This window comes from Streptomyces coryli (assembly GCF_011044975.1).
GTDB lineage: Bacteria > Actinomycetota > Actinomycetes > Streptomycetales > Streptomycetaceae > Streptomyces > Streptomyces coryli.
Genome location: NZ_JAAKZV010000244.1, coordinates 1 through 11,850, shown reverse-complemented (window position 1 = coordinate 11,850; position 11,850 = coordinate 1). Strand labels below are relative to the sequence as shown.

Genomic DNA, 11,850 nt, shown 5'->3' with positions numbered 1-11,850 from the left:
CCGCTCTTGTGCCGGCCCCGGCAGCGCACAGCAGCGGGCGGGTGGCCGGGCCCGGCACAAGAGCGGCCTCAAGGCGTCCGACCCATGCGATGCTGGGCCCCGTAAACAGAACATCGCGGGGCGGGGGGCCAAGCCACCATGGAGGCGCAGAAGGTGCGCGTAGTCATTGCCGAGGACAGCGTGCTGCTCAGAGAGGGGCTGACCCGTCTTCTCACCGACAAGGGATACGACGTGGTCGCCGGCGTCGGTGACGGGGACGCGCTGGTCAAGACCGTCGGCGAACTCGCGCAGGAGAACCAGGCACCCGATGTCGTCGTAGCCGACGTCCGGATGCCGCCGTCGCACACCGACGAGGGGGTGCGCGCCGCCATCTCCATCCGCCGCGACCACCCCGAGGTCGGCGTGCTGGTGCTCTCCCAGTACGTGGAGGAGCAGTACGCGACCGAACTCATCGCAGGCTCCAGCCGCGGTGTCGGCTACCTCCTCAAGGACCGGGTAGCCGAGGTACGTGAATTCGTCGACGCCGTACAGCGGGTCGCCGAGGGCGGCACCGCGCTCGACCCCGAGGTGGTCGCGCAACTGCTCGGCCGCAGCCGCAAGCAGGACGTGCTCGCGGGTCTCACCCCGCGCGAGCGGGAGGTGCTCGGCCTCATGGCCGAGGGCCGTACGAATTCGGCCATCGCCCGCCAGCTGGTGGTCAGCGACGGCGCGGTGGAGAAGCATGTGAGCAACATCTTCCTGAAGCTCGGCCTGGCCCAGAGTGACGGGGATCACCGCAGGGTCCTCGCCGTTCTGACGTATCTCAACTCGTAGCTGGTCCTAGAACCAATGGCGTAGCGCACCGGGGGGCGAAGAAAAGGTGACGAACACGGGCGGACCAGGACGTCTCAGCCGTGTCCATATCCCGGGACAGCCAAGGAAGGCCACCCTTACCCACGTACGATGGGGTGCGGGCTTGGTTGTTTTACTGCGTGCGAGCGGCCCCCAGCTTTTGAGCCGTCGCCTTGAGGGAGGTCCGGAACAGTGACCACATCGGCCATCGGGGAGCAGCGCGGCGCCGGCAAGGAGGTGAAGCGCCTCGACCGGGTGATCATCCGGTTCGCGGGTGACTCCGGTGACGGCATGCAGCTGACGGGAGACCGCTTCACGTCGGAGACCGCGTCGTTCGGCAACGACCTGTCGACGCTGCCGAACTTCCCCGCCGAGATCCGCGCCCCCGCAGGCACCCTGCCCGGCGTCTCGTCCTTCCAGCTGCACTTCGCCGACCACGACATCCTGACGCCCGGCGACGCGCCGAACGTGCTCGTGGCGATGAACCCGGCCGCCCTGAAGGCGAACCTGCCGGACGTGCCGCGCGGCGCCGAGATCATCGTCAACACCGACGAGTTCACCAAGCGCGCCCTGTCCAAGGTCGGCTACGAGGCCAGCCCGCTGGACGACGGCTCCCTCGACGGCTACAGCGTCCACCCGGTGCCGCTGGGCACCCTGACCGTGGAGGCGCTGAAGGAGTTCGGCCTCTCCCGCAAGGACGCCGACCGCTCGAAGAACATGTTCGCGCTGGGCCTGCTGTCCTGGATGTACCACCGGCCCACCGAGGGCACGGAGAACTTCCTGCGGACCAAGTTCGCCAAGAAGCCGGACATCGCCGAGGCGAACATCGCCGCCTTCCGCGCCGGCTGGAACTTCGGCGAGACGACCGAGGACTTCGCCGTCTCGTACGAGGTGGCCCCCGCCTCGAAGGCCTTCCCGCCGGGCACGTACCGCTCCATCTCCGGGAATCTGGCGCTCTCCTACGGGCTGATCGCCGCGGGCAAGCAGGCCGACCTGCCGCTGTTCCTCGGCTCGTACCCGATCACGCCGGCCTCGGACATCCTGCACGAGCTGAGCAAGCACAAGAACTTCGGCGTGCGCACCTTCCAGGCCGAGGACGAGATCGCCGGCATCGGCGCCGCGCTCGGCGCGGCCTTCGGCGGCTCGCTCGGCGTGACGACGACGTCCGGTCCCGGCATCGCGCTGAAGGCGGAGACGGTCGGCCTCGCGGTGTCGCTGGAGCTGCCGCTGCTGGTGATCGACATCCAGCGCGGCGGGCCTTCGACCGGCCTGCCGACCAAGACCGAGCAGGCGGACCTGCTGCAGGCGATGTTCGGCCGCAACGGCGAGGCGCCGGTCCCGGTGATCGCCCCGTCGACGCCCGCGGACTGCTTCACCGCCGCCCTGGACGCCGCCCGCATCGCGCTGACGTACCGCACCCCGGTGCTGCTGCTCTCGGACGGCTATCTCGCCAACGGCTCCGAGCCCTGGCGGGTCCCGGAGACCGACGAACTGCCGGATCTACGCGTGCAGTTCGCCACCCAGCCGAACCACGAGCTGGAGGACGGCACCGAGACCTTCTGGCCGTACAAGCGGGACCCGGAGACCCTCGCCCGCCCGTGGGCGATCCCCGGCACCCCCGGTCTCGAGCACCGCATCGGCGGCATCGAGAAGGCCGACGGCTCGGGCAACATCTCGTACGACCCGGCCAACCACGAATTCATGGTCCGCACCCGGCAGGCGAAGATCGACGGCATCGAGGTGCCGGACATCGAGGTCGACGACCCGGACGGGGACGCGAGCCTGCTGGTCCTGGGCTGGGGCTCCACATACGGGCCGATCACCGCCGCCGTGCGCCGCATCCGCGGCGCCGGAGAGAAGGTCGCGCAGGCCCATCTGCGCCACATCAACCCCTTCCCGGCCAACCTCGGCGAGGTGCTCAAGCGTTACGACAAGGTCGTCATCCCCGAGATGAACCTTGGGCAGCTCGCCACGCTCATCCGCGCCAAGTACCTCGTAGACGCCCAGTCCTACACACAGGTCCGCGGACTGCCCTTCAAGGCCGAGCAGCTCGCCACCGCTCTCAAGGAGGCCATCGACAATGGCTGACACTGCTACGGAGGCGCCGGTGATCGACGCGCTTTCCCTGGTGCCGAAGTCCGACGCCAAGCAGACGATGAAGGACTTCAAGACCGACCAGGAAGTCCGCTGGTGCCCCGGCTGCGGCGACTACGCCGTCCTCGCCGCCGTCCAGGGCTTCATGCCCAGCCTGGGCCTGGCGAAGGAGAACGTCGTCTTCGTTTCGGGCATCGGCTGCTCGTCCCGCTTCCCGTACTACATGAACACGTACGGGATGCACTCCATCCACGGCCGCGCCCCGGCCATCGCCACCGGCCTCGCCGCTTCCCGCCGCGACCTCTCCGTCTGGGTCGTCACGGGTGACGGCGACGCGCTGTCCATCGGCGGCAACCACCTGATCCACGCGCTGCGCCGCAACGTGAACCTGAAGATCCTGCTCTTCAACAACCGGATCTACGGGCTGACCAAGGGCCAGTACTCGCCCACCTCCGAGGTCGGCAAGATCACCAAGTCGACCCCGATGGGCTCGCTGGACGCGCCCTTCAACCCGGTCTCGCTGGCGATCGGCGCCGAGGCGTCCTTCGTGGCCCGCACCGTCGACTCCGACCGCAAGCACCTCACCGAGGTGCTGCGCCAGGCCGCCGCCCACCCGGGCACCGCGCTGGTGGAGATCTACCAGAACTGCAACATCTTCAACGACGGCGCCTTCGAGGTGCTGAAGGACAAGCAGCAGGCCGAGGAGGCGGTCATCCGCCTCGAGCACGGCGAGCAGATCCGCTTCGGCATCGACGGCGCCAAGGGCGTCGTACGGGACACGCAGACCGGCGATCTGAAGATCGTCGACGTGACCGAGGAGAACCAGTCGCAGATCCTCGTCCACGACGCCCACTCCGCGTCCCCGACGACGGCCTTCGCCCTCTCCCGCCTCGCCGACCCGGACACCCTGCACCACACGCCGATCGGCGTGCTGCGCTCGGTCGACCGCCCGGTCTACGACACCGAGATGTCCGAGCAACTCGACGCCGCCGTCGAACAGAAGGGCAAGGGCGACCTCGGCGCCCTGCTGGCCGGCAACGACACCTGGACGGTCGTCGGCTAGGGCTTTCTTCAGTCCTTACGGGCCCGGGCCGCGTCATACGCGGTCCGGGCCTTTTGCACGTCCTGCAGATGCTCCTGCGACCACGTGGCCAGCGCCCACACCTGCCGCGCGGCCTGCTCACCGAGCGGGGTGAGGGAGTACTCGACGTGCGGCGGGATGACGGGCCTGGCCTCGCGGAGCACCATCCCGTCCCGCTCCAGCGTCTGCAGGGTCTGAGCGAGCATCTTCTCGCTCACGCCGCCGATCCGCCGCCGCAGCTCGCTGAACCGCAGCGTGCCCTCCAGCAGCGCCGCCAGCACCAGCACGCCCCAGCGGCTGACCACATGCTCCAGCACGCTCCGGGACGGACAGTCGGCGGTGAAGACGTCCGCCGGGAGGTCACTCAGCTTGGGCTTGTCACTTACGGCCATGGCAGTACCTTACCTCAAAGTGGGTACTTACGGATAGTTAGCGTGCAGGTTACGGTGGATCGCATGAGCATTGTGATCACCGGAGCAACCGGACAGCTGGGCCGCCTCGTCGTCAACGAGCTGCTGGCCACCACCCCCTCCGCCGACCTCGCCGCCGTCGTACGCGACCCCGCCAAGGCCGCCGACCTGGCCGCCCGCGGCGTCGAGATCCGTACCGCGGACTACGACGACCCGGCCTCCCTCAAGACGGCCTTCCGCGCCGGCGACCGGGTGCTGCTGATCTCCGGCAGCGAGGTCGGCAAGCGGATCCCGCAGCACACCGCGGCCATCGACGCGGCGAAGGAGGCCGGCGTCGGCTTCCTCGCGTACACCTCGATCCTCGGCGGGCCCGCGGCGACCTTCTCCCTCGCCGAGGAGCACCTCGCCACCGAGAAGCTGGTGACCGGCTCCGGACTGCCGTACAGCCTGCTGCGCAACGGCTGGTACCACGAGAACTACACCGGGAACCTCGGCCAGGTCCTGGCCGCCGGCGCCGTCTTCTCCGCCGCCGGTGACGGCCGCATCGCGAGCGCGCCGCGCGCCGACTTCGCCGCGGCGGCGGCCGCGGTCCTGACCGGCGAGGGCCACGAGAACACCACGTACGAACTGAGCGGCGACACGGCGTGGAGCCTGGACGAGTACGCGGCCGAGGTCTCCCGGCAGACCGGCAAGGACATTGCCCACACCCGCCTCTCCCCCGCCGACTACGAGGCCGCGCTGCTGCAGGCCGGCCTCCCCGCCCCCTTCGCCGCCACCCTGGCCGACGTCGACACCGGCATCGCCCGCGGCGAGCTCGCCGCGACGCCCGGCGACCTCGCCCGCCTCATCGGCCGCCCGACAGGCACCATCGCCGACGCGATCGCCGCGGCCCTGTAAGGAGCCATAGTTTGGAACGGATATGACAGCGGCCTCCCGCGCCAGCTACCGTCGAGTCGTTTGGGCGCAGCGGTACGGGACGGGAGGCGGGTCATGCAGTCGACGCCACAGGAGGGCCGCGCGGGCCTCCTCTACGGCTTTGCCGCGTACGGGATCTGGGGCCTGGTCCCGCTCTACTGGCCGCTGCTGAAGCCCGCCGGGGCCACCGAGATCCTCGCCAACCGCATGGTCTGGTCGCTGCCGGCCTGCATCATCCTGCTGCTCGTGCTGCGCCGCTGGTCCTGGATCCGCCCGCTGCTGCGGCAGCCGAAGCGGCTGCTCCTCACCCTCGCCGCCGCGGCGGCGATCAGCGCCAACTGGGGCGTCTACATCTGGGCGGTCAACTCCGGCCACGTGGTCGAGGCCTCGCTCGGCTACTTCATCAACCCCCTGGTCTCCATCGCCTTCGGCGTCCTCCTGCTGCGCGAGCGGCTGCGCCCGCTGCAGTGGACCGCCGTCGGCGTCGGCGTCGCCTCGGTGCTGGTGCTGACCATCGGCTACGGGCAACTGCCCTGGATCTCGCTCACGCTGGCCTTCTCCTTCGGGACGTACGGGCTGGTGAAGAAGCGGATCGCGCTGCAGGGGCCGGAGTCGTTCGCGGCCGAGACCACGATCCAGTTCCTGCCGGCGCTGGCGTTCCTGATGTACCTCGGCAGCCGCGGGGAGTCGACCTTCACCACCGACGGCGCCGGGCACGCGCTGCTGCTGATGAGCGCGGGTGTGGTGACCGCGGTGCCGCTGGTCTGCTTCGGGGCGGCGGCGGTGCGGCTGCCGCTGTCGACGATCGGGCTGATGCAGTACCTGACGCCGACGCTGCAGTTCATCCTCGGCGTCGCGTACTTCCACGAGCAGATGCCGCCGGAGCGGTGGGCGGGCTTCGCGCTGGTGTGGCTGGCGCTGTGCCTGCTCAGTTACGACGCGCTGCGCACTGCCCGCCGGGGGCGGGCGGAGCTGCGCAAGGCCGCGGCCTCCCTTGACGAGAGTCCTTGCGTGCGCGTTTAATTGCGTACGCAAGCAATCGTGAGAGGGGCACCCATGTCGACGTACGTGTTCATCCTGGGCAGCGCCCGCCCCGGCGGCAACACCGAGACCCTGGCCCGCGCCGCCGCCGAGCAGCTCCCGCCGACCGCCGAGCAGCGCTGGCTGCGCCTCGGGGAGCTGTCGCTGCCGCGCTTCGGCGACGTCCGGCACGTGGGCGACGGCGCCTACCCGGAGCCGGAAGGCGACCTGCGGACGCTCTTCGACGCGACGCTCGCCGCCACCGACCTGGTGATCGCCTCGCCGCTGTACTGGTACAGCGTCTCGGCCGACACCAAGACCTACCTCGATCACTGGTCGGGCTGGCTGCGGGTGCCGGGCGCCGACTTCCGGGCGCGGATGGCGGGCAAGCGGCTGTGGGGCGTGAGCGCCCTCGCCGACAAGGACCCGGCGCGCGCCGACCCGCTGGTCGGCACCCTCCGTACGATCGCGGACTATCTGCGCATGGACTGGGGCGGGGTGCTGCTCGGTAACGGCTCCAAGCCGGGGGACATCGCGGCCGACGCCGCGGCGCTGCGGGCGGCGAAGTCGTTCTTCGGGTAGCGGCAACCTCCGTCGCCGCGGTGGAGACAGGGAGGCAGGCGGGACAACGCCCGTCCCCCTCCCCCCACTTGACGGAGGACAACCCATGCAGCACAAAGCGCGCGCGAGCGCGAAGCGCATCCGTCGCGCCGTGATCGCCACCACCGGAGCCGCGGTGCTCGCCGGCGGCGTCGTCTGGACGACCAACGCCGCGACGGTCGAGGACGACGGCAGCTCCCCGAAGACCGCCCCGAAGGCCGCCGCCGCGGGCGAGCCCATCGGCTTCGGCGCCGGCACCTCCGGCGGCGCGGGCGGCGAGACGGTCACCGTCTCGGACGCCGCGGCGTTCACCGAGGCCGTGGAGAGCGAGGGCGCCAAGACCGTACAGGTCGAGGGGTCGATCGCGATCGACGGGATGGTCAAGGTCAGCGCCGACAAGACCGTGGTGGGCGCCGGCGCCGACGCCGCGATCACCGGCGGCGGCCTGAACATCAGCGACGCGACGAACGTGATCGTCCAGAACCTCACCTTCACCGGCTCCGGCGACGACGCGATCAACGTGGACGGCTCGTCCAAGGTCTGGATCGACCACAACACGCTGTCGGACGCGTACGACGGCCTGATCGACATCAAGAACGGCTCCGACGCCGTCACCGTCTCCTGGAACCACCTGCACGACCACGACAAGTCGATGCTGCTCGGCCACAGCGACGACAACGGCGACGCCGATACGGGCAAGCTGCGCGTCACGTACGACCACAACTGGTTCGAGGGGACAGGCCAGCGCCACCCGCGGGTCCGCTTCGGCAACCCGGTGCACGTGCTGAACAACTACTACCAGGACATCGGCTCGTACGGAGTCGCCTCGACGACCAACGCCGGTGTGCTGGTGGAGGGCAACTCCTTCGAGAACGTGGAGGATCCCTTCCACCTCGCGGAGGGCGACTCCGAGCCGGGCGCGCTGGTCGCCAAGGACAACCACCTCGTCAACTCGGGCGAGGGTGAGACCGGCGGCACGGTCGCGGAGATCCCGTACGCGTACACGGCGGACGACGCCGCCCAGGTGAAGTCGATCGTCACCGAGGGCGCGGGCGCCGGCAAGGGCTGACCTCGGCAGGCAAAAGGATGGCGGCGGGCCGGTCGGCCCGCCGCCATCACTCACTCGCCCCTGCTTTTAGTCGTTGGCCGCCTTGACCAGCGCGTCCTTCGTCACGGCGCCGGCGTAGACATGGCCGTCGTCGCTGATCAGGACGTTGATCAGGTCGGTGGAGAAGACCCGGCCGCCGTCGACCTTCTCGGTGAAGCTGTCGAGCAGGCTCTGGCCCTCGCCGTCGTCGGAGAGCTTGGCCCCGGCGTTGAACTTGGCGATCGAGGTCCAGCCGCTGCCCTCGATCTCGACGTCCTTCATCATCCGCTCGGCGTCCTTGCGGTCCTTCTCGCCCTGGTCGCCGCCGTCCTCCTTGCTCAGGTCCTTCTCGGTGACCTTGGCGTCGGCGGGCGGGGTGAACTCGAACTGCTTGGCATCCGGCTTGCCGAAGTCCACCTTCGTGAACCCGGCGTCGATCGCCTTCGTGCCGCTGTCCGAGGTCAGGGTGACCTTCAGCGGGGCGCCGTTGTCGGCGTCCACGGCGATCCGGATGTCCCGGACCGTGGACTCGTCCTGCTTGGGCGCGACCTTCAGGACGTACGCCTCCTGGCCGGCCACCATCGCGGTGCCGTCGGTGGTCACCTCGGTCGTCTTGTCGGCCTTCTTGAGCGCTTCCTGGGCGAACTCGCGCGGCGTCAGGTCCTGGAGGTCCTCGGGCAGCCCGTGGTCCCCGTCCTTCTGGCCCTTTTTCTCGCTGTAGTTGGTGCCGTGGAAGGCTTCCTTCTTCTGGCTGTCGTACGCCCAGATGTCCTTGCCGTTGTGGACCGCGGTGTAGTCGCCCTGATCGCGCTCCAGGGTGACCGCCTGGCGGTTCGGGCCGTCGGCCGCGACCTGCAGCGTCTTGTCGCCGGTGAGCATCTCCAGGGCCCGGCCGCCGTCGGTGCCGCCGCCCATGCCCTCGGGCAGCGACGGCAGGCCGAGGTCGGTCTTGATCTTCACGGTGCCGGAGACGGTCTGGGTCTTGGACTCGAGCACCTTGGTGACGAGGTCCTCGGCGGAGATCTTGTCCAGATCCGGCCCGTCGTCGGACTGCGCCAGGGCCGGTACGAGGCCGATGGTGGCGGCGGCGAGCCCGGCGATGCCGAGGGGCACCACGTACCGCGCCGCCCTGCGGCGCCGTATGCCGCCCGGCTGCTCGGGCTCCGGTTGGATCTGTGCCATGTGGATCTACCTCCGGGGTGTCACGTCACGTCGCACTCAATCCGCCCCATGAGTGACATTGTCACCCGTTTCGCCTCTCGGGGCTTGCCGGCGGATCCAGTACTGCCATCCCACCAAATGGGACGCCCCGGGGCGTCAGCCCACAGAGGCAACCACGGATACGCCGCGGGGATGACCGTGCTACGCCTACGGGCGTCCGGCCCTTACGGGTCGGCGCCCTACCCGGCCCGGTGCACCACCGCATCGCACAGCTCCTCGAGCGCGGCCCGGGCGGAGCACGAGGGCAGGCCGCTCAGCATCGAGCGCGCCTCTTCCGCGTACCGAACAGTGTCCCGTCGCGCCTGCTCCAGGGCCGGGTGGACCCGCAGCCGCGCCAGCACGTCCGCGAGCCGGGCGTCGTCCGTGAGATCGCCGTCCAGCAGCTCGCACAGCTCCCGGTCCTCCGGCGAGCCATCGCGCTCCGCCGCCGCCCTGACATGCAGAACCGGCAGGGTCGGGATACCCTCCCGCAGGTCCGTGCCCGGCGTCTTGCCGGACTCGTGCTCGTCGCTGGCGATGTCCAGGATGTCGTCGGCCAGCTGGAAGGCGATGCCGATCCGCTCGCCGTACTGCGTGAGCACGTCGACCGTGCGCTCGTCGGCCCCCGACATCAGCGCCCCGAAGCGGCCGGAGACGGCGATCAGCGACCCCGTCTTGCCGGCCAGGACCTCCAGGTAGTGGTCGATCGGGTCGCGGTCGCCCAGCGGGCCCGCGGTCTCCAGGATCTGGCCGGTGACGAGGCGCTCGAACGCCTGCGCCTGGATCCGGACCATCTCGGGCCCGAGGTCGGCCAGCAGGTTCGAGGCGCGGGAGAACAGGAAGTCGCCGGTCAGGACGGCGACGGAGTTGTCCCAGCGGCTGTTGGCGCTGGCCACGCCGCGGCGCACCACGGCCTCGTCCATGACGTCGTCGTGGTAGAGCGTCGCGAGGTGGGTGAGCTCGACGACCACGGCCGCCGGGACGACGCCCGGCGCATGCGGGTCACCGAACTGCGAGGACAGCATCACCAGCAGCGGGCGGAACCTTTTGCCGCCCGCCCGGACCAGGTGCTGGGCGGCCTCGGTGATGAACGGCACGTCGCTCTTCGTGGCCTCGAAAAGGCCTTCTTCGACCGCCGCCAACCCGGCCTGGACATCGGCTTCCAGGCCCTGATCCCGCACGCTGAGCCCGAAGGGCGCGACCACGGTCACGAGGGCTCCTCCTGTCTGCGATCGCTGAACGCGGTGGTATGTCGATGTGTCGCTTAGAAACCTTGCACCACGTGGGCAGCGTATCCGGTCACGTAACGATCACATCGTGCAGGGGAGGGGCCAGGACCGCTCCCGATTGCCAAGATCGTCCGCTATTTCCAGCGGCGGGCGACGCGCCTAAGGTGTGGCCATGCCTGACCAGAGCGCATTCGAGCCGCCGGCCGACCACCCCTTCGGCCCGCACAACCTCCCGTACGGCGTCTTCTCCGCCCCCGCCGCCGGCACCCGGCGCATCGGCGTCCGCTACGGCGACCACGTCCTGGACGCCGGCGCGGCCGCCGCCGCCCTCGGCTCGCCGCACGCCGGCCTGCTCGCGGAGCCGGTCCTCAATCCGCTGCTGGCCGCCGGCCGCCCGGTCTGGGACGCGGTACGGGCCGAGCTCACCGCCTGGCTGACGGACCCGGCGCACCGGGAGACGGTGGCGCCGCTGCTGCTCCCGCTCGCCGAGGTGGAGCTGCACCTGCCCTTCGAGGTCGCGGACTACGTCGACTTCTACGCGAGCGAGCATCACGCGAGCAATGTCGGCCGCATCTTCCGCCCGGACGCCCCGGAGCCGCTCACCCCCAACTGGAAGCACCTGCCGATCGGCTACCACGGCCGCTCCGGCACGGTCGTGGTGTCCGGCACCGACGTCGTACGGCCCCGCGGCCAGCGCAAGGCGCCCGCCGATGCCGTGCCCGCCTTCGGCCCTTCGGTGCGGCTGGACCTGGAGGCGGAGGTCGGCTTCGTGGCCGGGGTCCCGTCCCCGATGGGCTCGCCGGTCGGGCTGGCGGACTTCCGGGAGCATGTCTTCGGCCTGACCCTGCTCAACGACTGGTCGGCGCGCGACATCCAGGCGTGGGAGTACGTGCCGCTGGGCCCGTTCCTCGGGAAGTCGTTCGCCACGTCCGTATCGGCGTGGGTGACGCCGCTGGCGGCGCTGGAGGCGGCCTGGACCCGGCCGCCGGAGCGTACCCACGCGCTGCAGGGCTATCTCGACGACGCGGACCGCGCGGACGCGCTCGACCTGCGTCTTGAGGTCCGTATCAACGGTGACGTGGTGTCCCGTCCGCCGTTCTCGGCGATGTACTGGACGGCGGCCCAGCAGCTCGCCCACATGACGGTCAACGGCGCCTCGCTGCGCACCGGCGACCTCTTCGCCTCGGGCACGGTCAGCGGCCCCGAGCCGGACCAGCTCGGCTGCCTGCTGGAGCAGACCCTCGGCAAGGGCCCCTGGCTCCAGGACGGCGACGAGGTCACGCTCACCGCCTGGGCGCCGGGCCCTGACGGCGCCCGGATCGGCCTCGGCGAGGTCCGCGGCCGGATCGCCCCGTCCCCCGCCCCCGCCGCATGACCGCCGCC

11 protein-coding genes are annotated in these 11,850 nt (G+C 70.4%); 8 read left to right on the top strand and 3 right to left on the bottom strand.

Features of this window, described 5'->3' with window-relative positions; translation table 11 throughout:
• Positions 1-138 precede the first annotated feature (138 nt).
• From G5C51_RS34305 to G5C51_RS34295, 3 genes are all read left to right on the top strand, one after another.
• A complete protein-coding gene (locus G5C51_RS34305; protein WP_165243394.1) occupies positions 139-813 on the top strand; it encodes a response regulator transcription factor in 675 nt (224 codons plus the stop codon).
• A gap of 210 nt (positions 814-1,023) precedes the next feature.
• Entirely contained in the window at positions 1,024-2,919 is a 1,896-nt protein-coding gene (locus tag G5C51_RS34300) for a 2-oxoacid:acceptor oxidoreductase subunit alpha (protein ID WP_165243392.1), read from the top strand.
• Positions 2,912-3,988: a 2-oxoacid:ferredoxin oxidoreductase subunit beta gene (locus tag G5C51_RS34295; RefSeq protein ID WP_165243390.1), complete on the top strand. Its 1,077-nt coding sequence runs from the start codon at positions 2,912-2,914 to the stop codon at positions 3,986-3,988. The genes G5C51_RS34300 and G5C51_RS34295 overlap by 8 nt, the downstream gene beginning before the upstream one ends.
• 8 nt (positions 3,989-3,996) lie before the next feature.
• On the opposite strand, the gene G5C51_RS34290 is transcribed toward G5C51_RS34295, so the two are convergent.
• On the bottom strand, positions 3,997-4,398 hold the full coding sequence (locus tag G5C51_RS34290) for a winged helix-turn-helix transcriptional regulator (protein ID WP_165243388.1): 402 nt from the start codon (positions 4,396-4,398) through the stop codon (positions 3,997-3,999).
• Positions 4,399-4,461: 63 nt separating this feature from the next.
• Between G5C51_RS34290 and G5C51_RS34285 the strand changes: the two genes are divergently transcribed.
• From G5C51_RS34285 to G5C51_RS34270, 4 genes are all read left to right on the top strand, one after another.
• Positions 4,462-5,313, top strand: coding sequence for an SDR family oxidoreductase (locus G5C51_RS34285; protein ID WP_165243386.1), 852 nt, complete (start codon positions 4,462-4,464; stop codon positions 5,311-5,313).
• Positions 5,314-5,406: 93 nt separating this feature from the next.
• Entirely contained in the window at positions 5,407-6,354 is a 948-nt protein-coding gene (gene rarD, locus G5C51_RS34280) for an EamA family transporter RarD (RefSeq protein ID WP_165243384.1), read from the top strand.
• A gap of 33 nt (positions 6,355-6,387) precedes the next feature.
• Complete coding sequence (locus tag G5C51_RS34275) at positions 6,388-6,933, top strand: flavodoxin family protein (RefSeq protein WP_165243382.1); 546 nt, start codon at positions 6,388-6,390, stop codon at positions 6,931-6,933.
• An 85-nt stretch (positions 6,934-7,018) separates the two neighbouring features.
• Positions 7,019-8,020 (top strand): pectate lyase family protein, encoded by a 1,002-nt coding sequence (locus G5C51_RS34270; protein ID WP_165243380.1) that lies wholly within the window; start codon positions 7,019-7,021, stop codon positions 8,018-8,020.
• 66 nt (positions 8,021-8,086) lie between these two features.
• Here the strand turns inward: G5C51_RS34270 and G5C51_RS34265 are convergent, their stop codons facing one another.
• Positions 8,087-9,220, bottom strand: coding sequence for a LolA family protein (locus tag G5C51_RS34265; protein WP_165243378.1), 1,134 nt, complete (start codon positions 9,218-9,220; stop codon positions 8,087-8,089).
• Between the two features lie 218 nt (positions 9,221-9,438).
• Positions 9,439-10,449 (bottom strand): polyprenyl synthetase family protein, encoded by a 1,011-nt coding sequence (locus G5C51_RS34260; protein ID WP_165243376.1) that lies wholly within the window; start codon positions 10,447-10,449, stop codon positions 9,439-9,441.
• 190 nt (positions 10,450-10,639) lie between these two features.
• On the opposite strand from G5C51_RS34260, the gene fahA reads away from it, so the two are divergent.
• Positions 10,640-11,842: a fumarylacetoacetase gene (fahA, locus tag G5C51_RS34255; RefSeq protein ID WP_165243374.1), complete on the top strand. Its 1,203-nt coding sequence runs from the start codon at positions 10,640-10,642 to the stop codon at positions 11,840-11,842.
• Positions 11,843-11,850: the final 8 nt, after the last annotated feature.

Excerpts from the sequence above, each read along its gene's own strand:
- rarD (WP_165243384.1), top strand. The coding sequence starts at position 5,407 with ATGCAGTCGACGCCACAGGAGGGCCGCGCGGGCCTCCTCTACGGCTTT.
- G5C51_RS34305 (WP_165243394.1), top strand. The coding sequence starts at position 139 with ATGGAGGCGCAGAAGGTGCGCGTAGTCATTGCCGAGGACAGCGTGCTG.
- G5C51_RS34265 (WP_165243378.1), bottom strand. The coding sequence starts at position 9,220 with ATGGCACAGATCCAACCGGAGCCCGAGCAGCCGGGCGGCATACGGCGC.
- G5C51_RS34270 (WP_165243380.1), top strand. The coding sequence starts at position 7,019 with ATGCAGCACAAAGCGCGCGCGAGCGCGAAGCGCATCCGTCGCGCCGTG.
- G5C51_RS34295 (WP_165243390.1), top strand. The coding sequence starts at position 2,912 with ATGGCTGACACTGCTACGGAGGCGCCGGTGATCGACGCGCTTTCCCTG.
- G5C51_RS34275 (WP_165243382.1), top strand. The coding sequence starts at position 6,388 with ATGTCGACGTACGTGTTCATCCTGGGCAGCGCCCGCCCCGGCGGCAAC.
- fahA (WP_165243374.1), top strand. The coding sequence starts at position 10,640 with ATGCCTGACCAGAGCGCATTCGAGCCGCCGGCCGACCACCCCTTCGGC.
- G5C51_RS34285 (WP_165243386.1), top strand. The coding sequence starts at position 4,462 with ATGAGCATTGTGATCACCGGAGCAACCGGACAGCTGGGCCGCCTCGTC.
- G5C51_RS34290 (WP_165243388.1), bottom strand. The coding sequence starts at position 4,398 with ATGGCCGTAAGTGACAAGCCCAAGCTGAGTGACCTCCCGGCGGACGTC.